Source organism: Rhizobium sp. 01T444 (assembly GCF_056398305.1).
In genome coordinates this window covers 1-19,444 of the sequence record NZ_JBFTPD010000018.1, presented here as the reverse complement: position 1 = coordinate 19,444, position 19,444 = coordinate 1, and the positions used below count along the sequence as shown (strand labels likewise).

Annotated in this window: 26 protein-coding genes and 6 pseudogenes; 12 read left to right on the top strand and 20 right to left on the bottom strand. The window is 57.8% G+C overall.

Annotated features, from left to right (window positions below; genetic code table 11):
- Positions 1 to 24: 24 nt before the first annotated feature.
- Positions 25 to 960, top strand: a complete 936-nt coding sequence (locus tag AC1DTN_RS22780; RefSeq protein ID WP_477922691.1) for a dihydrodipicolinate synthase family protein — start codon at positions 25 to 27, stop codon at positions 958 to 960.
- A 38-nt stretch (positions 961 to 998) separates the two neighbouring features.
- Here AC1DTN_RS22780 and AC1DTN_RS22775 read toward each other — a convergent pair.
- Positions 999 to 1,149, bottom strand: a pseudogene (locus tag AC1DTN_RS22775) (oxidoreductase); the annotation flags it as partial.
- Positions 1,150 to 1,325: 176 nt separating this feature from the next.
- Between AC1DTN_RS22775 and AC1DTN_RS22770 the strand changes: the two are divergent.
- A complete protein-coding gene (locus AC1DTN_RS22770) occupies positions 1,326 to 1,490 on the top strand; it encodes a hypothetical protein (protein WP_162748193.1) in 165 nt (54 codons plus the stop codon).
- Between the two features lie 170 nt (positions 1,491 to 1,660).
- Here the strand turns inward: AC1DTN_RS22770 and AC1DTN_RS22765 are convergent, their stop codons facing one another.
- Positions 1,661 to 2,779, bottom strand: a complete 1,119-nt coding sequence (locus tag AC1DTN_RS22765; protein WP_113325651.1) for a Gfo/Idh/MocA family protein — start codon at positions 2,777 to 2,779, stop codon at positions 1,661 to 1,663.
- A gap of 103 nt (positions 2,780 to 2,882) precedes the next feature.
- Between AC1DTN_RS22765 and AC1DTN_RS22760 the strand changes: the two genes are divergently transcribed.
- Both AC1DTN_RS22760 and AC1DTN_RS22755 read left to right on the top strand, forming a co-directional pair.
- The gene (locus AC1DTN_RS22760; RefSeq protein ID WP_477922687.1) at positions 2,883 to 3,752 is read left to right on the top strand and encodes a LysR family transcriptional regulator; all 870 of its coding nucleotides are present in this window, start codon (positions 2,883 to 2,885) and stop codon (positions 3,750 to 3,752) included.
- Between the two features lie 50 nt (positions 3,753 to 3,802).
- Positions 3,803 to 3,884, top strand: a pseudogene (locus AC1DTN_RS22755) (helix-turn-helix domain-containing protein); the annotation flags it as partial.
- A gap of 265 nt (positions 3,885 to 4,149) precedes the next feature.
- On the opposite strand, the gene AC1DTN_RS22750 reads toward AC1DTN_RS22755, so the two are convergent.
- From AC1DTN_RS22750 to AC1DTN_RS22740, 3 genes are all read right to left on the bottom strand, one after another.
- Positions 4,150 to 5,127 carry a magnesium transporter CorA family protein gene (locus AC1DTN_RS22750; protein WP_477922685.1) on the bottom strand — a complete coding sequence of 326 codons (978 nt, stop codon included), beginning with the start codon at positions 5,125 to 5,127 and terminating at the stop codon, positions 4,150 to 4,152.
- 67 nt (positions 5,128 to 5,194) lie between these two features.
- The gene (locus AC1DTN_RS22745) at positions 5,195 to 5,548 is read right to left on the bottom strand and encodes a cupin domain-containing protein (protein ID WP_405049791.1); all 354 of its coding nucleotides are present in this window, start codon (positions 5,546 to 5,548) and stop codon (positions 5,195 to 5,197) included.
- 122 nt (positions 5,549 to 5,670) lie between these two features.
- Entirely contained in the window at positions 5,671 to 5,778 is a 108-nt protein-coding gene (locus tag AC1DTN_RS22740; RefSeq protein ID WP_477922849.1) for a DUF982 domain-containing protein, read from the bottom strand.
- A 22-nt stretch (positions 5,779 to 5,800) separates the two neighbouring features.
- Here AC1DTN_RS22740 and AC1DTN_RS22735 point away from each other — a divergent pair.
- The 3 genes and pseudogenes from AC1DTN_RS22735 to AC1DTN_RS22725 all read left to right on the top strand — a co-directional run.
- Positions 5,801 to 6,268 (top strand): annotated as a pseudogene (locus AC1DTN_RS22735) (MmyB family transcriptional regulator); the annotation flags it as partial.
- The gene (locus AC1DTN_RS22730) at positions 6,265 to 6,684 is read left to right on the top strand and encodes a hypothetical protein (RefSeq protein WP_477922683.1); all 420 of its coding nucleotides are present in this window, start codon (positions 6,265 to 6,267) and stop codon (positions 6,682 to 6,684) included. The pseudogene AC1DTN_RS22735 and the gene AC1DTN_RS22730, both read left to right, overlap by 4 nt.
- Entirely contained in the window at positions 6,681 to 6,857 is a 177-nt protein-coding gene (locus tag AC1DTN_RS22725) for a hypothetical protein (RefSeq protein ID WP_477922681.1), read from the top strand. The genes AC1DTN_RS22730 and AC1DTN_RS22725 overlap by 4 nt, the downstream gene beginning before the upstream one ends.
- 106 nt (positions 6,858 to 6,963) lie before the next feature.
- Here AC1DTN_RS22725 and AC1DTN_RS22720 read toward each other — a convergent pair whose 3' ends face one another.
- From AC1DTN_RS22720 to AC1DTN_RS22690, 7 genes are all read right to left on the bottom strand, one after another.
- A complete protein-coding gene (locus AC1DTN_RS22720) occupies positions 6,964 to 7,446 on the bottom strand; it encodes an RES family NAD+ phosphorylase (RefSeq protein ID WP_113325648.1) in 483 nt (160 codons plus the stop codon).
- Positions 7,446 to 8,021, bottom strand: coding sequence for a type II RES/Xre toxin-antitoxin system antitoxin (gene parS, locus AC1DTN_RS22715; protein ID WP_477922678.1), 576 nt, complete (start codon positions 8,019 to 8,021; stop codon positions 7,446 to 7,448). Before parS ends, AC1DTN_RS22720 begins: the two co-directional genes overlap by 1 nt.
- 184 nt (positions 8,022 to 8,205) lie before the next feature.
- Entirely contained in the window at positions 8,206 to 9,174 is a 969-nt protein-coding gene (locus AC1DTN_RS22710; RefSeq protein WP_477922848.1) for a quinone oxidoreductase family protein, read from the bottom strand.
- Positions 9,175 to 9,247: 73 nt separating this feature from the next.
- Complete coding sequence (locus AC1DTN_RS22705; RefSeq protein ID WP_310389991.1) at positions 9,248 to 9,826, bottom strand: TetR/AcrR family transcriptional regulator; 579 nt, start codon at positions 9,824 to 9,826, stop codon at positions 9,248 to 9,250.
- 85 nt (positions 9,827 to 9,911) lie between these two features.
- Positions 9,912 to 10,280, bottom strand: a complete 369-nt coding sequence (locus AC1DTN_RS22700; protein ID WP_477922676.1) for a VOC family protein — start codon at positions 10,278 to 10,280, stop codon at positions 9,912 to 9,914.
- A 49-nt stretch (positions 10,281 to 10,329) separates the two neighbouring features.
- A complete protein-coding gene (locus tag AC1DTN_RS22695) occupies positions 10,330 to 11,409 on the bottom strand; it encodes a zinc-binding dehydrogenase (protein WP_477922674.1) in 1,080 nt (359 codons plus the stop codon).
- Positions 11,410 to 11,444: 35 nt separating this feature from the next.
- Positions 11,445 to 12,500 (bottom strand): aldo/keto reductase, encoded by a 1,056-nt coding sequence (locus tag AC1DTN_RS22690; RefSeq protein WP_477922673.1) that lies wholly within the window; start codon positions 12,498 to 12,500, stop codon positions 11,445 to 11,447.
- Between the two features lie 109 nt (positions 12,501 to 12,609).
- Here AC1DTN_RS22690 and AC1DTN_RS22685 point away from each other — a divergent pair, with 109 nt between their 5' ends.
- On the top strand, positions 12,610 to 13,572 hold the full coding sequence (locus AC1DTN_RS22685) for an AraC family transcriptional regulator (RefSeq protein ID WP_477922671.1): 963 nt from the start codon (positions 12,610 to 12,612) through the stop codon (positions 13,570 to 13,572).
- A gap of 98 nt (positions 13,573 to 13,670) precedes the next feature.
- Here AC1DTN_RS22685 and AC1DTN_RS22680 read toward each other — a convergent pair whose 3' ends face one another.
- From AC1DTN_RS22680 to AC1DTN_RS22645, 8 genes and pseudogenes are all read right to left on the bottom strand, one after another.
- A complete protein-coding gene (locus AC1DTN_RS22680) occupies positions 13,671 to 13,802 on the bottom strand; it encodes a hypothetical protein (RefSeq protein ID WP_477922669.1) in 132 nt (43 codons plus the stop codon).
- Between the two features lie 315 nt (positions 13,803 to 14,117).
- A complete protein-coding gene (locus AC1DTN_RS22675; RefSeq protein ID WP_310390004.1) occupies positions 14,118 to 14,630 on the bottom strand; it encodes a 2'-5' RNA ligase family protein in 513 nt (170 codons plus the stop codon).
- 37 nt (positions 14,631 to 14,667) lie between these two features.
- The gene (locus tag AC1DTN_RS22670) at positions 14,668 to 15,414 is read right to left on the bottom strand and encodes an exonuclease domain-containing protein (RefSeq protein WP_477922847.1); all 747 of its coding nucleotides are present in this window, start codon (positions 15,412 to 15,414) and stop codon (positions 14,668 to 14,670) included.
- A 48-nt stretch (positions 15,415 to 15,462) separates the two neighbouring features.
- A pseudogene (locus AC1DTN_RS22665) lies at positions 15,463 to 15,576 on the bottom strand (DNA polymerase IV); the annotation flags it as partial.
- Between the two features lie 66 nt (positions 15,577 to 15,642).
- Entirely contained in the window at positions 15,643 to 15,900 is a 258-nt protein-coding gene (locus AC1DTN_RS22660) for a DUF982 domain-containing protein (RefSeq protein WP_477922668.1), read from the bottom strand.
- Positions 15,901 to 16,088: 188 nt separating this feature from the next.
- Complete coding sequence (locus tag AC1DTN_RS22655) at positions 16,089 to 16,277, bottom strand: hypothetical protein (protein WP_113325639.1); 189 nt, start codon at positions 16,275 to 16,277, stop codon at positions 16,089 to 16,091.
- Positions 16,278 to 17,184: 907 nt separating this feature from the next.
- Positions 17,185 to 17,532, bottom strand: a complete 348-nt coding sequence (locus AC1DTN_RS22650; protein ID WP_477922667.1) for a hypothetical protein — start codon at positions 17,530 to 17,532, stop codon at positions 17,185 to 17,187.
- Positions 17,533 to 17,734: 202 nt separating this feature from the next.
- Positions 17,735 to 17,854 (bottom strand): annotated as a pseudogene (locus AC1DTN_RS22645) (DUF2934 domain-containing protein); the annotation flags it as partial.
- Here AC1DTN_RS22645 and AC1DTN_RS22640 point away from each other — a divergent pair.
- The 4 genes and pseudogenes from AC1DTN_RS22640 to AC1DTN_RS22625 all read left to right on the top strand — a co-directional run.
- Complete coding sequence (locus AC1DTN_RS22640) at positions 17,816 to 18,247, top strand: CdiA C-terminal domain-containing protein (RefSeq protein ID WP_477922844.1); 432 nt, start codon at positions 17,816 to 17,818, stop codon at positions 18,245 to 18,247. The pseudogene AC1DTN_RS22645 and the gene AC1DTN_RS22640 sit on opposite strands and share 39 nt — an antisense overlap.
- 6 nt (positions 18,248 to 18,253) lie before the next feature.
- Positions 18,254 to 18,559, top strand: coding sequence for a hypothetical protein (locus AC1DTN_RS22635; RefSeq protein WP_477922665.1), 306 nt, complete (start codon positions 18,254 to 18,256; stop codon positions 18,557 to 18,559).
- Positions 18,560 to 18,756: 197 nt separating this feature from the next.
- Positions 18,757 to 19,187, top strand: a pseudogene (locus AC1DTN_RS22630) (transposase); the annotation flags it as partial.
- Positions 19,174 to 19,444, top strand: a 271-nt coding sequence (locus AC1DTN_RS22625; RefSeq protein ID WP_477922663.1) for a TetR/AcrR family transcriptional regulator, incomplete at its 3' end; no start/stop codon positions are given. The pseudogene AC1DTN_RS22630 and the gene AC1DTN_RS22625, both read left to right, overlap by 14 nt.

Genomic DNA, 19,444 nt, shown 5'->3' with positions numbered 1-19,444 from the left:
ACTGACGCCACAGGGAAACAAGTGATGAATGCGAAGACGTCGCAACCAACCCTGCTCGGAAACTGGGCTAGCCTGCTTTTGCCGATTGCGCCCGACGATAGCATCGAATTCGACAAGCTCGGCGAGGAGATCGACATCCTCATCGACGCCAAGGTCGATGGCATTTATTCGAACGGCACCGCCGGTGAATTCCACAATCAGACTGAGGAGGAGTTCGACAGGATCCAGGCGTTGCTGGCCGAGCGCTGCAGCGCAGCCTCGATGCCCTTTGTGATTGGCGCCTGCCAGCCCGACCCGCTGATCATGCTCAATCGCGTCCGTCGGGCCCGCGCACTACGTCCCGCCGCCATTCAGGTGATACTCCCAGACTGGTGGCCGCTCACCGATGCCGAAGCGGTCGACTTCCTGAACCGTGCTGCGCAAACGGCTGATGGAATTCCGCTCATCCTTTACAATCCGCCACATGCAAAGCGCGTCCTCACGCCCAAGGAACTGGGTGTGGTCTGCGCGTCAGTGCCTGGCGTGAGCGGCATCAAGCTCGCCGACGGCGACAGCTCCTGGTATGCAGAGGCTCGTCGTCATCTTGCAGGCCAGTCTCTCTTCGTTCCCGGCCACCATCTTGCAACCGGCACGAAGGAGGGTGTGGCGGCAGGCTCGTTTTCCAATGTCGCCTGCCTCAGTCCCCGCGGCGCGCAAAAGTGGACGGCGTCGATGCGCAGCAATATCGATGCCGCACTCGATCTCGAGCGACGCATCTGCGCATTCATGGACAATCATATCGTCCCTTTCCGCCAAAACATGGGTTTTTCGAACGCTGCCCTCGACAAATTGCTGAGTGCGATCGGCAATTGGGGACCCGTGGCAACTCGTCTGCGGTTTCCCTACCGATCGATCGATGCTTCGGAAGCCGAGAGATTGCGAAGAATTGCAATGTCTGAGCTCCCCGATCTATTTCACTAGGTTTAGGCGCATCGACGCCGTCAGCAACGCCATCGAGCCGCAAGAGCGCTGTCCTTGGACGACGAGTAACTGCAGGCGACGTTGCGCGCTATCCCTGGTCAACCGTCTGACGATCGCCGCTCCCATGCAGCGCGAACCACCCGTGACCAAGGCGACCTTTCCGGCGAGCGGCAAGTGATCTTGAACCATAATTCCCTCCATTAAGCACTAATAATTGGCACCGCTTCGATTGGCGGGACTATGTCGTCCGAGTTGTGTGGCTGAAATCAGTCGCGGGTATAGGGACATCATACCCGCGTACGATCCGATTGGAGAAAGGAACAAAGCCCAGCGCTTGAGGTTGAAGTTCGATTGGAGGAGCTGTCATGAGCGGCTTTTTGAAGTTCGTGCTCATAGGCTTGGCAGCCATGAGCGGCGCAATGGCGATGCCGATTTTAATGTCTTCCGAGGCGACACCGTCTCCGTGCCGCAATGCGGGCTTCCGTTTTGATTTTCGTAGCCGCGTCCGGATTGAACGTCCGCCGTCTTGAACAGTGCGGCCAAAACCAACACGGAAGCTGATCCTGCGTTTCTGGTGGTCGGCTCCGGTTGATGACATCGAAGATACGTGCGATCTCCAGCGCCAGCTTCATGGCAAGCGGGCAGCGCCGACGAAGCGGTAGACGTTCGGTGTTAGCCCCACGGCATAAAACGTAATCCCTCACGACAGCACAACGCGATGTCCGCTTTCGGCCGCTCTCTCTATCGCGTCAATCACTCGATGCACTGCGACTGCGTCCTCGAAGCTCGGCGCAGTATGAGTGCCTTCCCGTAAATCCTGGGCCATGTTTGCATAGAGGCGTGCGACATTCCCAGGCTCGACATCCTCCGGCCAACCAGCCCGGTACGTGGCGGGAATCTCAAGCGCACGGAATGCTGTCTCCCTGCCGCGGGCACCCGTCAGTGAAAGAGGCACCATTTGCACGTGGCCCGACAAACCAGAGACCCGGATGTCGCCCTCGCTCCCATGAATCTCCCAAAACAACCCATCGCCGTCCCGCGGCGCGCCGCCGCGGTAATGGATAGAAATGGGTGCGCCGCTGGTCAAAACCCCGCTCACAAGCACCTGGTCGGGTGCCGATACCGGTAACGTTTCACCGGTATCGATTGCTGTCACCATGGGTCTCCGTGTCGTTACTACAGCAGAAACTTCCACGATGTCGCCTAACACATGCCTCAGCGCCGCCAGCGTATGCCCCACTGGGATCGTCAGCATATTTGCACCATTGGCGCGGTCCAGCAAATATCCGTAGGTCTTCGCGTCAGGAATAGTGCCGCCGCCGAGTGCAGTCCCGCCTCGCGCTACCAAGGTCGTCGACAGCACCTCGCCGATAAAGCCGTCGAGGATCAAATTTCTCAGGTACTCGATCTCCGGCGCGAAACGCGCTTGGGTTCCCACCACGCCAAGGACGCCTCGTGCCTTGGCCAGCGCAGCCATCTCGCTGGCTTCCGCCAATCCATTTCCGAGCGGCCATTCGCAATAGACATGTTTGCCCGCTTCGATCGCGGCCTTCACGATTTCGAAATGTGGGGGTACCTTCACCGCGACAGTGACAATGTCGACCTCAGGGGATGTGATCAACTCGGCAACGCCGGCGAAGGCTTTTGATATCCCCGTTTCGGCTGCGGCCGCTTGGGCACTGACCTGGGTGGTGTTGGCAATCCCGACGATCTCGAAGGTGCCGGAGAGAGAGCGCAAAGCCGGAATATGGGCGCGCGCGGCCCAGCTCCTTCCAGGCTGCACGCCAACGATGCCGATCTTGAAGCGTTGTCCGGTCATGATGTTCGCCTTCCTTATGATAAATTCTGACGCCCAAAGTACATGGATGGCATCCCTGCGAAAATTCGGTATATATGCCGGTAAGCCTGGAGATTCTGCACAGATGATTGACTGGGAAGACGTTCGGCATTTCCTCGCAGCTGCTCAGAGCGGCACGCTGTCTGGCGCTGCCCGCAGCCTCAAGGTGGATCACGCGACTGTAAGCAGGCGGCTTGCCGCCCTGGAGGCCGACCTTGACGTGAAACTGGTGGATCGCCTGCCGCGGTCCTGCCGTCTCACCAGCGTGGGCAGGCAGGTTTTCGACCGGGCCGTGGAAATGGAGACTGCGGCTGATGGTATCGCTCGTCTGGCGAAAGCCGCTCACGCCCCGCTTTTTGGCCGGATCACGCTGAGCGCTCCACCCGTGCTCGTAACGCATCTTCTAACCGACCAGTTGACGCGTTTCAGGGAGAAGCATCCCGACATCCGGCTATCGCTCTCCTCGCAACCGCAGCGGGTTTCGCTGAGCCGTCGAGAGGCTGATGTCGCTGTACGGTTCATCAGGCCGGAGGAGATCAGCAGCGTGACACGGAAGATCGGGACAATGGCCTTTGGGCTCTATGCACACCGTTCCTATGCTCATCTGGCCGCCCCCGACCGCTGGGAGTTCATAGGGTGGGACCAGACTTTTGCCGATACGCCGGCACAATCGTGGCTGGTCGGCATAGCCGGCCGACGTCCGATCGTCTGTGAACTGACTTACTCAAGCGAACACCTAATCGCCGTGCGGGCAGGAGTGGGCGTGGCAGGTTTGCCTTGCTTTATTGGCGACCGCGATCGCGATCTAGTTCGGATCAACGAGCGTGTACCACACTTCGCACGCGACATATGGCTCTTGGTTCACCGTGACCTTCACAAAACTCCTGCGGTCCGTGCGGTCATGGACTTCGTGGTGGCCGCTGTTGCCGAATATCCGGACCTGGCGACCCAATAGTCTTTCCTCTTCGCACGTGCGGATAGCCTCCGTTGGAAAACCGCGACGAGACGTTTCAGCGAGTTCAGAAATACGAAAAGGGCACCAACCGCGTTAGTGCCAGCGTTCTGTTCGAGATCGCACAAGCGCTGTCAATCTCAATGGACGACTTCTTCAAGGGCGCGGAAGCAGTCAATCCCAAGCTCGAGAGTTCCCGACGCCCCCTTCCCTCGGGCGACCTCGCGCACGTGACGAGCACGGCCGTTCGGAAGGAAGGCACTGTAAGTTTGATCCGATCGGTTTCCTCTGACGCCCGACGTAGAAATCTCTCCAGCGGATGACGTCTCAACAGATTAAGGCCGGGATCCGAGAGTGCCTGGTGGAGCCAATCTCCGTGGGCTTTCGAATTTCTGCAATCTCAAAACCACCCTTTGCGCCAGAACCAAAGCAGTGGTGCGACGGCGCTTAGGATGATGATGGCCCACGCGAAGGGATATCCCCAAGGCCAATTCAGCTCTGGCATGAACTTGAAGTTCATTCCCCATATTCCGGCCATCAAAGTGGGCGGCACGCCAACGACAGACGCGATTGTCAGCACCTTGAAGATGTCGTTCTGTTCGATGGTGATGAAGCCCAGGACTGCGTCCAGGAGGAACTGCGTCTTATCGGAAAGGTGTGTCTCGTAGTCGCTCAGCGAAGCAACATCCTTCGCCACCGCGTGGAGTTGATCTCGGAATTCATCCGACAGCATGTCGTGACATACATCCAGCGTGAACGAGGCCATTCTACCGACGCCAAGGAGCACATCTCGGGCCTTTGAGGATCGGTCTCCGAGAGCGCCTACCTTGGACAACGCTCGACGGAGTGTGAAATTGGCGCTGCGAGGAGATGCCGAGCCCCTGAGGTCTCCCTTAAAGACCGTCTTGGACACCTCGTCGACGGCAGTCGCCAAATGTTCCAGAACGTCTGCACCGCGGTCCACGATCGCCTCGAGCAGCGCCACGAAGACCCCCATGCCGCTGGCCAGGGTTTCGTCCTGCGCCAGCCTTTCAGCAACAGCATCGAAAGCGGGCTGGCTCTCGTAACGAACCGTTATAAGAAAATCGGGGCCGACGATAAAACCTGCCGGGGAAAGCTCTGCGTGCTCGAGCGTCGCGTGTGCGACGACCGGCGCACTGAGATAAATCCGATTACCCTCCTTCGACAGCCTGCTTGACGCCTCGATCTCGCTCAGAGCCTCGCGCGTCGGCACTCTCACCTTCGCCCGGCGTCTGACGAAGTCGATCTCCTCTTCATCGGGATTGAGTAGGTCCATCCAGATCACATGGCCCGGCAAATCTTCATCGGCCCCGCCCGACATGACGGTGCCATCGGTATCGCGGTAAATTTTTAGCAAGCGCGTCTCCTGGAGACTCCAGACGGACGGATGCTTGGGCAATGCCAAGCTGTGTAACTATGACGTCTCATCCCTTATGGGCTTCCGCCCAGTGCGGATATGTAACGAAAGCAGTGAGCGCGCCCTCCCCCTCCGTCGAGATAGTCACCGCCTCCCCTTTGGGCATGTAGACGATGTCGCCTGGACCTGCCGTGACGGTGCCATCGCGCGTGGAAACGGATAGCCGGCCTTCCAAGACTATCATCGTGTCATCGACGGCCATTTTTTCGGTGAGCGTCTGACCAGGAGCGTATTTGCCGTAACCGATAGTGACAGGGCCGCCGTTTTTCTCGTCGATCAGATTTCCGACATAGATATTGGCATTCTGTCCAGGCGACTTGACTAGCTTTGCGTCAGATACACTGAATTTTTGGACCTTCATCTGTCGACTCCCATGTTTCCAATTGGAGATAGCGCAGATGCAACGGTCGCCAACTGAGCTGCAGGAGATGTCCATGGTTGAGCGGTGGCGTTGGAGCGCAGAGACAAACCAGGCCCACGAAATCAATCGGGTAAAACCCGGATCCCCGCGGTGTGGGCAGCATCAACGAAAGCTCCGCGAGCTTTGTCGCCGTCTTGTTGTAGCGACATGGCATCCATGCAGGAACTCATTGCCTTGCTAAACTGAGCCGGGACGGCGATCTGGAACGTGCTCGCCTGGAACCGGGCGGCCACCGTCATGCCGGGCGACTATGGCTCGCTGCCGCCGCACCAGCGCAATGTGCTGCGCGTAGTCTTCCTCGATCCGCGTTCCCGTGCCTTGCAGTATGACTGGGAGAGCGTGGCACGCCACATCGTGGGTGCATTCCGTGTTGAGGCCGCGCGTGCCGGGGCCGCGGCGGAGGTCGAGCCTCTCGTCGATGAGCTCTGCCGACTCAGTCCCGAGTTCAGGGCTATGTGGCGTAACAACGATGTTCGCGAGATTCATGGCGAGGCCATCAAGCGCATCCGCCATCCGGTTCTCGGCCCGCTCGCCTTTGAATATTCGACCTTCTCGGTCGACGGCCGGACGGATCTCAGCCTGTGTGTCTACAATCCGGCGACTCCAGCGGATACGGAGAAGATCACATCGCTGATCGGCTCGGCGTTGAGCCGTGAGTGACGGCGCGGCGTCCGAGCGCGACATTGCCGTCACGAGGCGTCGCGGCCCATGCCCGGGACGTCGTAGTTGATGACCATCTAATAGGTGCCGTACAACAGACCATCACACCTGCTCTGCGCGCCGCCCCCGAGGTGATGAATCTGATCCTGCTTGCCGGCCCGCTTGATCGAAGCACCGGTTCCGATGCCCTGTCCATCCCGGACGTCGATGATGCCACAGAGATCGGGGTTCTGCTGGAGCGCAGTTTCCGTAATGGCTCCAGCCTTCGAAGCGTCCCAGTCGGCAGCCTGGAGGAATTCAAGCGCATCGCTGCAGACAGCATCAGGCTGGCACGCGAAAAAGACACGGGCACGATCCGCTACGACATCTTTTCGATGACAAAGAGACCGAAACAGTCGTGTACGAAGAGTTCGTGAATCCCGCCGCGCGACTGGAGCATCTGGCAAACCTCGGCGAAAATGTCGCCGGCATGCTGGCGATCGTCGACATGCAAGCGGAGGTCTGGTCTCATTGCGATCCGCAACTGCGTGCTTCGACCGAAGGGTACGGCGTCAGGTTCTACAAGCCATTCTTGCGGTTCCGAGCGTAAGCCGCACGGTCAACGCAGCGATGGGCGCGAGCGCGCCTCATCGGCGCGAAGCCGTGCGGTGCTGGCTCGCCGGGGCGAAGCCTGATCTTGGTTGGCTGCAGGTGATTTAGGCCTTCGACTTCAGGCGCGAATCGTAAAGCCACCTGCGGACCTTCATGGCTGAAATTTTACCAGCGTCTGGGTGCAGCGGGTTGACGAGCACATTCAACTCGTCGGGTACAATGACCGAAGGAACGAACAAACAGGCAGACCGACGTTCAGCCAGCCAGGTCGAGCCATAGGCCAAGCTGGCGCGCCCCGCTGGTAGCGCATCCCATCCTACCGGCGCCGTTTTGGCATCCAGCCGCTCGCTTGCCTCCCATAGGGCTTGAGGGATGTCGATTCTGACGAGGTAGCGGTTTAAAGGTAAGCTAGATGCAGCAAAATGCACGAGCGTCTCCATCGCCGCGAGGGAGATGTTTTCCGCGCAGTAAAGCAAAGCGAAGCCCGGCGCATTCCATCGCCCTCCGGTAACTTTCGCACCCGTTCCTGTGAGGTCATCCGCTTCGTAATCTGGAGTGTCCGCCGCGATCCGCCACGCTGCGGGCATCAGGAGTAGGCCCCGCTTTGCATCCGGGCGAGTAATTGCGACACCATTGCCTGCCCTTCGAGCGTATCAATGAAATCGAGTGGACGGGCACCGCCAAGAGCCGGCACGGATTGCTGTAGCCAGCCGGCCAGCCAGCTTGCAGCGTCAAATCCTTTTGTATCGCCAGACTGCTTTACCATTTCGGTAACTTGGCCCACGAGCTTGGAAACGCCCAACACACGCTCGCTATCCTCCGGGGATAGGTTTTCCTGCCTACTCACCTTTCGATTCAACGTGGCGATTGACATCCTGAGGCTTTCTAGAAGCACACTCTGAGGTATGCCAAGCCGCTCCTGCAGATGCTTCACATCTCGTGCGCTAATCCCTTCTCGAATCATCTCAATCCGCTGCCAAGCCGGTGCTCGAAAGATTTCCTCGAAGTCGGAAACAGAAACAGTCTTCTTCCGCTTACCGCGACGCGCGGGTTCCGATGGCTCGCCGAAAATCGCCCGCAGAAGCTTTTCCTCCGGGGTCATCTGATCGAGATCAGACTTGACTTCGCGCTTCGATGTAACTCTTGCTGTTGCAGGTTCCATATGAATATCACGACATCGCTTGCCGTGCTCCTTTGAGCATTAATATAACTCAAATGATTAGATATTCAAGGACCGTTGCCGCCGCCTGACTGTTCGGTCTGGCAACTGGCTGGGTTGAAGGGACTGGAACCACCGACCCGTGAAAGTGAATTTCTTCAAACAGTTACGGGAGGGGTCGACGACATTAGGGAATTAGCAGGAGCTTACCCGTCGTGCGGCGCGATTCCAAATCGGCGTGAGCCAGAGCCGCGTCCGACAGCGCGTAACGGCTTCCGACCTCGATCTTGAGCTCGCCACTTCGGATCCATTCAAACAAAATCGCGGTTTGCTCCAGCAACGCATCACGATCAGGAATATGGTCGGCAAAGGTTGGGAAGCCGATCTTTATGCTACGCGGCAATGTGGCGACGTTGATCGGTGGAGGAGCACCGAGTACTGGGCCGTAGTAGGCGAGAACGCCGTGTCTTGCCAGAGATCCCATTGAATCCTGAAACGTTGATGCACCGGAACCATCGAAGACGACATCGGCTCCTCTCCCGTCAGTCAGATCCAAAACCTGCTGCGCGAATTTCCCCTCCCTATCGACGATCATGTGGTCAGCGCCCGCTGCGCGGGCGGCACCGATCTTTTCCTCGCTTGAGACGCGGCCGATCACGGTTCCTCCCCTAAGCTTGACGATCTGACTGACAAGGGAACCGACGCCGCCCGCTGCCGCATGCACAAGCGCCACGTCGCCCGGCTTTGTCTCGTAGAACCGTGTTGCGAAGTGGCTTGCCGTGATCCCTTGCATCATCAGGGCAGCCGCCGTCTCATCCGTAATGTCGTCAGGCAGAGGAACGAGGGATGCGGCCGGAAGTGCGATCTGCTTAGAATAGCTACCGGGGCCGTAAACCCAGGCAACTCTTTGCCCGGGTCGAAGATCAGTGACGCCAGAGCCGACTGCGGCGACGGTACCCGCCCCCTCTACCCCGGGAACAAGCGGAAGAGCCTTGTCCTTCCAGAGTAGTCCATTGCGAACCCCGATATCCATGAAATTGACGCCGGACGCAGAGACGTCGACCACCGCTTCGTTGGCGCGAGCAACCGGTGCTTCGATGTCTTCCAGGACGAGCGTTTCGGCAGCTCCGCGCTGTCTTAACACAATTGCCTTCATCACATTCATTCTCCTTCTAGGCAGCGGACCATCCGACGTAATTGAACGATCATTCCAGAATAAGCCAAAAAAATTACCGCAGACTTCGAACAGCCATCGCTGCAATTGACTGAAGTTTCTGACGTCCAGCCCCTGCCCTGGCCGCCATTTTGATCGCAACAAGGTTAGCGGCCAGGAACGCTGCCGCGCTTTCTGGATCCAACTCAGCGTCAATCTCGCCTGCCGCCTGGGCCTCCATGATGCGTGCTGTAAGCGCCTGTGTCAGAACCCGGTTCGACGCGTCGGTGATTTCCGTGACCTCCGGCTTCTCGCGGCCGAATTCGCAAATCGCGCCCACGCCCAAGCACGCCGGCCGGATCGATGCGCAGGCTTCATCGATAAGAACAGAAAAGTGGGCTGCGATACCATCAAGAGCATTGGGTGCTGCCCGGAGCTCCTTGACCTGTTTCGCAACACTTCTGTCGACGTATCGGCGCAACGCCATGAGATAGAGCTGCCATTTGTCGCCAAATGTATCATAGAGGCTCTGCCGACCGACGCCCATCCCTGCTGTCAGCGCCGCTGCAGAGGTTCCCTCATATCCATGTTGAGAGAAAATCTCGATCGCTACATCGAGGGCAACGTCGGGATCAAAAACTTTTGGTCTTGCCATACCGGAACGTTATGAATTCTTGAACGATCAGTCAAATAAAATCTGACGCTTCAGTTCCGTTGAGCGCCAGAGAAGGACGGCTTGATCACGGCGCAGCTTTTGGCTCGAAATATTCGACGACAAGGCCATCGGGATTGCGGACAGTCATGTTCCGGCCGAAGGGGATGGTCACCGGATCATGCAAGATCACCGCCCCATTATCCTTTAGCCAGGGAATGAACGCGTCGAGCGCGTCGACATAGAAAATCGCAGAGATATCGTTGACGGCTGCGAGATCCTCCTTGGCGCCGGCGAGGATCAGAACCTTGCCGATCTTGGCGCCCTTGATGCGCTTTTCGGTATTATCGAATTTCAGCTCGCAGGCGATTGCCTGGGCCGTCTCGTAGAATGCGATCGTGCTTTCAAACTTGTCCGTCTCCACGTAAAGACGGAATACCATATCAGCGACCTTCATCGCGTTCTCCTTTCCGATTTTGAGTAATTGATACTGTTCCCGGCCGAGATCAGCCAAGATCGTTTCGAACGACCACACATTCGAGGCTGTCGGCCGATCGGGCGACTTCCATTGCGTTAGGCAGGTCAGTCATCGGATAGACATTCGCCTTGATCGGGCTCATGTCGAGACGGCCGATCCTCAGAAGGTTGAGGAGCTTCAGGTGTGCGTCAGCCTCGTACATGAAGTGACCGATGATCTCCAGGTTGTTGCCCATCATCTGCATGTAGTTAACTGGTACCGGCACCGTCATGCTGCCCATGAGGATAAGCCGACCGTTTCGCCGGAGGCTCCCCAACGCCGAGAGGGTCGTGCTGGGATCGCTTGCCTGGCCAACCATATCAAAAGCGAGTTCTGCGCCACCGCCGGAAGCGGCCCGGAGAGCTTCGCCATCAGCTTTGACATCACCGCTCATCGCCACCGTTGCTACCCGTCCACCGGTTGCCTTCGCGATTGCATCGAGCTTCGATTTGTTGCGTCCAGCGCCGATGACCTTACCCGCGCCGATGGCAAGCGCAACAAGTGCGGCGGCGGTACCGTAAGCGCCGGTGATGCCGTTGATGATGACTGTCTCACCTGCAGCCAAGCGGCCGCGAATGAGCCCGCCGTAGGGAACCACGCAACGGCTGAAGATCGAGAATTCTTCTGCTGGAATGTGATCAAGGCCGTCTACAGGCGTCACGGCCGAGACAGGCCACAGCGCATATTCTGCTAGGGTGCCGTCAGGCCAGTCAGCCATCTGGGCTTCGCCAGCGCCGCCGAAGTTGGTCACACCGATCAGGATCTGCGTTTTGTCAGCCACATTCTCGCTGGTAACGAGGTGAGAGGAAAGCACAACCCGCTGGCCGGGCTTCAGGTGCCAGACGTCACGACCGACGGCCTCGATAGTGCCGAATCCATTTCCGCCGGGCGTGAATGCGCCGTGGGGCGGCCGGTAGGTGGGCAGCTTGCCCTCGACATATTCCTTCAGGTAGGACATCAACGAGGATGTCTCGATCTTGACGAGGACGCTGCCCGGCCGAACTTCCGGCATGGGGACTTCGCGAAGTTGAAACGGGGTCCCGAACCCGTCGATCTGCCAGGCTTTCATGATCATCTCCTTGATGTGTTCGTATTGTTGAGAAATTAGACAGGCTCGTCGCCCGGTCCCCAGCTCGGGCCGGCAAACGGATGGCCTTGCGGGACGCGCGAATTTGCACGGTAGGTCTGTATCCATCCCGGATAGGACGGCGTCAGTCGGCTGGCCGCGTCGAGCCGTTGCAGATCGTCGGTGTCGAGAGAGACGCCAGTCGCTCCGAGATTGTCTTCGAGCTGGTCAAGGCGCTTGACGCCGACGATGACGCTTGTCACGGCTTTACGGGACAAGAGCCAAGCCAGCGCGATCTGCGCCGGCGTCGCGGCATGCTTGGGACCAAGGTCGCGAAGAACATCGACGATTTCAAACGCCCGCTTGGTGTCTACAGGTGGGAACTGAAGCTTGGCGCGGCGCGAGTCCTTGTCCTCAGTGCCGCTTCGGTCGAATTTACCCGAGAGCAACCCGCCTGCCAGCGGGCTCCAGCATAGCAATCCAAGCCCCTGATCAGTCAACGCAGGAACGAGTTCACGCTCGATGTCGCGTCCAGCCAGAGAATAGTAGGACTGCACGGAGACGAAACGGGCAGATCGATTGAGATCTGAGATGCCCAAGCCCTTCATGACCTGCCAAGCCATGTAATTCGAGCAACCGATGTAGCGAACCTTTCCCTGCCGGACGGCATCGTCAAGAGCGCCAAGTGTCTCTTCCAAAGGTGTGAAGCGGTCAAAGTTGTGGAGCTGGTAGAGGTCGATGTAATCGGTCTTCAGCCGGCGCAGGCTTGCTTCGAGCCCGGCCATGATATGGATCCGGGACTGGCCGACATCGTTCGGTCCGGGTCCGACGCGGCTGCTGACCTTGGTGGCCAGAACCAGATTTGCGCGACGACCGGTCAGCGCGTCTCCAAGCACGGTTTCCGAACCGCCGCCCGTGTAGACATCCGCCGTGTCAATGAAATTGATGCCGGCATCGATCGCCCTGCCGACAATCCGGTCGGCCTCCTCCAACGAGAGATTGCCGATGGGATTGGCCGTCCCGCCGAACGTCATTGTTCCAAGGCAAAGCCGGGAAACGAACGTGCCTGTCGTGCCGAGTTGACTGTATTGCATCTGTCTCTCCTGCGGTTGAAGTGACAGATAACACCATCAAGAAACTTGCGCGATGGACGCTACGTCTTCTACAGTCCGCAATGAGTATCCAATCGTCCAAAGGTGTAAAATGGATCCCCTGTCCGATATTTTGACGATGTTCACGGTCCAGCGCGTTGCCACGATCCGGTTCGAGTCCTCCGGCCCCTACGCTCTCAGGTTCGCGGGATACGACCACATCAAGTTCGGGGCTGTACTCTCCGGCAGTCTCCGACTCTGGGTCAAGGGGAACCCGATACCGATCGAGCTTGGTCCTGGGGACTGCTATCTGCTGACGGACGGCCTGCCCTACAGGACCTCGAACTCGGAGAACGTCCAGGATATCGACGGGAACATCTATTTTGCTGGCGCGCGAGGCGAGGATGGAACGATCCGGTTGGGCGACGGTCCGATCGACAAGGTGGTGATTGGCGGACGGTTCGTTTTCGACGAAGAAGGGGCGGCCTGGCTGAGGAGCGCCCTACCTCCGATCATTCATATCAAAGCCTCATCGCCGGGGGCCGGCCCGCTACGGAGAACGCTGGAGCTTCTTGGCCTTGAAGCGGGTGGAGGCGCACCCGGCGAGAATGTGATCGTTGATCGACTTGCCGATATCCTTCTCGTTCAAGCCTTGCGGGCCTATCTCGCCGAAAATGGCCCGGGCCAGGCAAGCTGGCTCGCTGGTCTCGCTGATCCAAAGCTCGCGCGCGCCATGCGAAGCTTCCACAACAATGTGGCCGCGGATTGGTCGGTCGCATCAATGGCATCGGCTGCCGGCATGTCACGCTCGTCATTTGCACAGAAGTTCAAGTCCGTCGTGGGTGTCGCACCTCTCGACTATGTGACGCGGTGGCGGATGCAGCGCGTGCGCCGAGCCTTGATCGAGACGGATCTCGCTTTCGCGACGATCGCAGAAGACAATGGATACCGATCGCGGACGTCCTGCAGCCAGACGTTCAAGCGCATGTTCGGACATCCTCCGCAAGATCTGAGGGCCTATACCGATCCGCATTTCGGCGAGCGATATGAAGACGGATCCATTCAGGCGGCTTGATCAGCCGAAGCGAACCTGCATTTTCCCGCTCGAGCCTGGAGATGGTTTTTGATGGCACTCAAGGCCGCCGGCACGTTGTGGTGTAACCATCGCTTGAATCACTGTCCGGGATTTCGCCACAGGACTGTAGCCTTTGCACTCGAAGAGGTGATTGATGCATTGCCATTGATCGCTACGACATCCACCTCAGCCTGCTTCTTGTTCGCATCATCCTTGAGGATGCGGTTCATCTTGATGTCCCAGGAAATAGTTTTACGGACTATGTCGGGTGCGAGGTATTCGACAACGTCCCGCGAAGTTGCGTGGACGCCCCTTCGATCTTACCAAGCCTGCTGAAAAGTTCGTCGAACATCGCCGGGCCGATGGCAGATGTTGCAGCTTGGCTCAGAACGCTGGTCGGTTCCTTAAGCCCTCCTCCCACGGCAGGCTTTGTTCGCTTTGCCTTTGGTCCTTGACCGGAGGCGGAGCAAATCCAGACTTGTACCCAGTCCGAGTTTCCTTCGATTGGATCCGAGCCATAAAACGGTTCTGAAGGTATCAGTGAACTAATCAGCGAATGGCATTGTGGCTTCGCTTGCCCAAGGACCGTCGAGATATCTCCATAGATCGAGACCCACAATCGTGATGTCGTAGGGATGGAAATTGCCGGCGAGTTCGCGATGAAGCTTGTTCGCTTCGGCGACGGAGACCTTGTTCTGGATCGTGATGTGCGGCCGCCACGTCTGCATGTCCTGTGACCCCAACCAGTGGACGAAATCGCTGCGTAGGGCATCGCGGATCGAGTTCAGCTCAGTGCTTTCAATTGTGAATGCCACGCCGGCTCCGAGATGACGGACGCCGCTAGCGCGGGCCGAAATCGTGCGCGTCTCCTTCGCAACAAATTGAAGGCTTGCGACGATCCTTCCAACATATTCGCCCGGCAGCCGGTGAAACATCGTCAGATGAGCCCGCAGGAAATTCCGGTCTTGGGGAAAATGTTTCTGACGTAGCAGATCGAAAGGGATGAGATCATGCTCCGCAATTTGGGCTGTCACGATCATCGGATGGCGTGTCTTCAAGTTGGCGGTCCGGGCTCATCATGTAATGTCAAATCAGTCACAAAAGCGTCTGCTGGGCGGGAACCGACACCGTGGGTGCTTTCTCTCCTCGCCGCAGAAGCTCCGTCTCGGCGCTGAAGCGAATGTCGCCGTCGCGGTCCCTTGTGAAGGCGGTGAGTGTCTCCATAGATAGGCGATCCCAGCTTTTGCCGCGATCAGGACCCGCCGGAACCCGCGGTAACAAGCCCGGCTCAGAACTCCAAAACAGGAGCTCATCCAATGAAGCGGCATTTAGCTCGTCACGCAGATGATGGGCCGTGACATAGGCGTCGGGCATGGCCCGATGGGCGGGCAGGCCGATCTCATGGATCAACCCTTCGGGCCTGCGCTGATAACGCAGCATCTGGTTGGAAAACCTCGGAAGCTCCGGCCAGATACGCAAAGCACATTTCCACGTGCAGATCCAGGGCGTAACGCCGGCCAGTCTTGGCGTGCAATAACGCTGCTCGAAGGCGGCACGGTGCGCGGCTAGCGCGGCGATCGGGTGCGGTGGCCGCAAGATGCTGGGCGCGATCTCCTTCCAGAACGGTGCGCTCGCGACTTCGTCATCCTGAATATGATGGATCGCCATGGTGTCGGCCGAAATCGGCCGGCCCGGATTCACGAGCGCCGAGCCACGCTCCCCCGAAACTTCCCACCGCCCATCTTCGTCCTGAACGACGTCCTGCCACCCGATCTCGCAGACATCGCTCGGCCCGTTGCCGGCAGTTTCAAGGTCGATAACGCGAATACAGGATAGGAACATTTCGGCTTTCAATGCTTGATTTGCTCCAGTTTCTTCTGCTCGGAAACGGAGGCCGAGTTGCGATTGTTCCTCGTTTTTGGATTCTTTGTCATTGATCAGCGACGACAATGTTACGCCAAGGAGCCGGACCGGCCGCTTGAACGGATAGGCACCGGCCAGGAGAGCAGGGGGATCCAACAAATCTGAATGTATGGGCAGCGGCGTCCCGTTCGCGAGCGGTGACGTCGATCAATGCACCGCCGCGATGGCAGCAATTCCCGCCTCTTCTGCGGCACGTAACAACGCGCGCCGTAGTTCAAAGGCGTCCATCTTCCCGAGGATAACTTCCCAGCAAGTTCGGACCGCTACGCAGTACTCGTCACCGTCGTCACCAGGCCAATCTTTGATCAGTACGGCGGCCGCCTCATGCGCGGTACTGATCAGCCTCTTCTTGTTTTCGAACACGAGAACAATCGGCTCGAACTCTCTCCAAGGATTAAGCTTCACAGCACCAGACCGTAAGGGGACAATCAAGGCGGGTAATATGCAACCTCAATCAAATTTGACAATAGTCTCGGTATATCCTTTGAATCGCTGAGCCCCGCCGGTGACACTTCTCTCATGCTGTACCTCCCGCCAGTACATGCGCCTCTCGTTCCAGCCGAACTTATTAGCAGGAACTGCCGGCGGGGCGCTTAAGCACGGCCCTCAAGGGATTGTTTCATCAAAAGCGTGTAGTCAGGCAGTGACAATTTCTTCCGCTGTTGCGCAATTGCGGCATCGGCGACCGGCGGGTAGTCGAGATGACCCCCTTCGGCATATTGCGTCTTAGGCACTTCGGGCCGTTCTTGCGTTTGGCGGCTCGGCAGCTGATGTTCAACCATCGTAGCACCTCGTTATTGGCTCGCAGCTCAACTTCGGGCGACCAAATTCGTTCCTTGTCCGATCGCCCGTTTACAGCTGCTAACGTGTCCTCTTCTCGGCTGGTAGGCCCTAACGGCACAGCTCGTGATCTCAATCAACGCACGCCCTGGAACAAGCGCGCCTCAAACGTGTTTTGACCGATAACAACTGGAGCAACCCACAGCGCGGAAGCGGTGACAAGTTCGCAAGTTGATCTGGTCGTTTCAGTTCTGACCTGCTCCACGCCCCGAGCGAATTCCACTATCGGTTGGTCCCGGTGCAGGGTTCGCCGCTCCTCAGACACCTCGCCCTTTCTCGTAATTTGTGTTTTGCCGACCTCTCAACACCGTCGCTGCCAGTTTGCGGATATTTTTCGAGTCGTCGCCGCGACCGACTCTGTCATACAGATCCGGGATCCGATACCCGATCGATATTGGGCGAGACTGAGGCTTGCCCTAATCATGCTCGCTCGCCTATCGGTGACACCAGTACTTCCGGTCTGGTGGTTCGTACAGGAGCCGCAGGTCAGTTGACCAACTGAGACCCACATATTTCCTCTTCCGAACGATAAAAATTCCTCCGACTGGGGGAGACCGCGCCGGAGGAACAAGGCGACGTAGCGATCGGGGGGCGATCTCGCCTTGTGGGAGGTCAAGGCCGGCGAGTCGGTCAACGAACCTCAAAACGTCTCCTTTGGTTCCAGCTCCACTTGAAAAAGAAATTCTGGGAAGCCAAAGCGGTCGGCTCTTGCGACGTCGCTGACGCGCCCCGTCAGAGCAGGAATGCTAAACGTCGAGCAGAGTGGATAACGGCGTCAACTCGCGCAGCGGTCGGAGCGTGTCGAGTAGCCGAAGAAAGCGGGTTTCGATGGTTGGGTAGAAGCTGAACTCAAAACGTTACGTCCTCTGCCGAGGCGTCGGCGTTTGGGGACAGAGTCTTCTCACTTCTCCTCAATGCGGCGCCGTCACCGACACGGATCGCTGACTTTCGATCGATCATCATGCCAGCACCGGTTTTCTCAACAAAATGGCGCTTGAAACGGGTTGTCTGCGCTGCCGGGTCGACCGGATCATGCAACACCCCCGATCCGGCGGGATCGAGGGCGTCGTGCAGGAGACGCGACATCTCTCGTGACACATCGAGAGGAGACATGGCCGCCGCGTCCTTTAAGCAAACTTCGGTCTGATCTAAATGTTCCTGCGGCCTGCAAGAAGGTGGCTCGCCCTCGGCGGGCATTCGCCAAGGGCTCCATAGCCACGTTTTATTTCCAGGATTTCGGTCTCCTCATCGCTTCGCCCGGTTGCCAGATCGGCGCCTGACGGCAAGGCAGCGCGGAGCAGCGGAACGCGGGAGGGCTGTGCCGCCGGCTCAGGTCGAATTGATCACTTCTCTGGTGGAGAAACAGCTACACACCAATCAACTGAGATCGGTATTTTGTTCAAGGCTGTTCCCGCACGCCGGGCGTCGCCTCCCGTTGATCGGCATCCTCAAGATCGCTTTTTACGATGAAGCTATCGGCATGCTCGCGCGCGGATTCTCGAAGCGCATCGAGCTTGGGGACATCATTCCCCTCCAGTTCATCCTGCTCGTACAGGCAACGAGACGCTCGCTGATAAGAGAGAACGAGAGCGCGGAGCTATTGGCGCAAAACGGATTTAAAGTTGAACAAAACCCAGTCATCGCCGGTCCTAAAGAACCAGATTACCGAATTAACGGAGAGATATTTGACAACTATGCGCCCTCTACCAGCAATGCTCGGAATATAGCATCTGAAATTGCGAGAAAAATAACGAACGGCCAAACGGAAAGGGTTGTCGTCAATCTGGCTGACAGTTCTGTATCACCCGCTGCACTGGAAGCTCAACTAACTGCCTACGCGATCCCAGGGCTTAAACAGGCTATCATCATTGACCGTTCAGGTGGCTTTAAGATTATAAAATTCGGGGAGTAGCGTGATATGGCAATCGATCTTTTTTGTTATGTGGCCGAGCCGTGTGAAGTTGCGAAGCACGCTGTTACTCAGCTTTTGCTACGGCACCCCGGACTGTTTGAATCCCGGTTCTTGATTTCTAAGGTCGATGCCACGAACGAAATTGAGAATGAAATTGCCGGCGAGTATGGCTTTGCCGCCCGCAGCATCTTTTTGGTCAGCCTCAATGACAAGAGTTATGCAGATATTTTACCCGCGGTGGAGGACGTGGTGAAGTATGCATTCGGTCCGGGCAAAGTACTCATATTGTTCAATAATGAAATCTTGCGCTAGAGATAATAAACGCGACGCGTGCCGCCTCGTTTATAGATTAGATAGGCAAAGCTCCGAAACAGGCGTGCCCGCTTCGTGCTCTTTGAGAATGCCGATAATCTGTTCGTCCGTGAAACTGACGTGCCCCCGTTAAATTAGGCCATTCGGACCTGGAATTTTCCACTTATGATCCCTGTTGGGAAGAAGAGGRGAATTCGATGAAGGCCTCGAAGTTTTCGGAAGCGCAGATCGCATTCGTTTTGAAGCAGGCGGAGGATGGGACGCCGATCGGTGAGGTCTGCCGCAAGGCAGGGATTTCCGATGCGACCTTCTACAACTGGCGCAAAAAATACGCGGGGCTRATGCCTTCGGAGATGAAGCGATTGCGACAGCTCGAAGAGGAGAACGCCAAGCTGAAGCGGATCGTAGCCGACCTGTCGTTGGACAAGGCCATGCTGCAGGATGTGCTCTCAAAAAAGCTTTGAGGCCTGCCCGCAAGCGGAAGCTTGTCGACACAGTCAAGGCCGACTGGAAGGTCTCGATACGGCGCTCATGCTCGGTGCTGAAGATCGACCGGTCGCTTTATGTCTACAAGTCCAGGCGCGGTGAACAGGCCGAACTGAAGCTGAAGAGGCATGGATGCCAGAGCTGACAAAGAAGACTATATCCTCTGCGCGGCGGAGTCGGTTTTCGTGCGTTACGGTTTCGCTCGTACGACCATGGGCGATATCGCCAAGGCGGCCGGGATGTCTCGCCCGGCTCTTTATCTCCAGTTTAAGGACAAGGAAGCGATCTTCAGCCGCGTCATCGAAAACATGGACGCGCAGGCGCTGACAAAGATCAGGACGGCTATCGCGAAGATCGGGCCGCTCAACGAGAAGCTGCTTCACGCCTGCACGAGCTGGG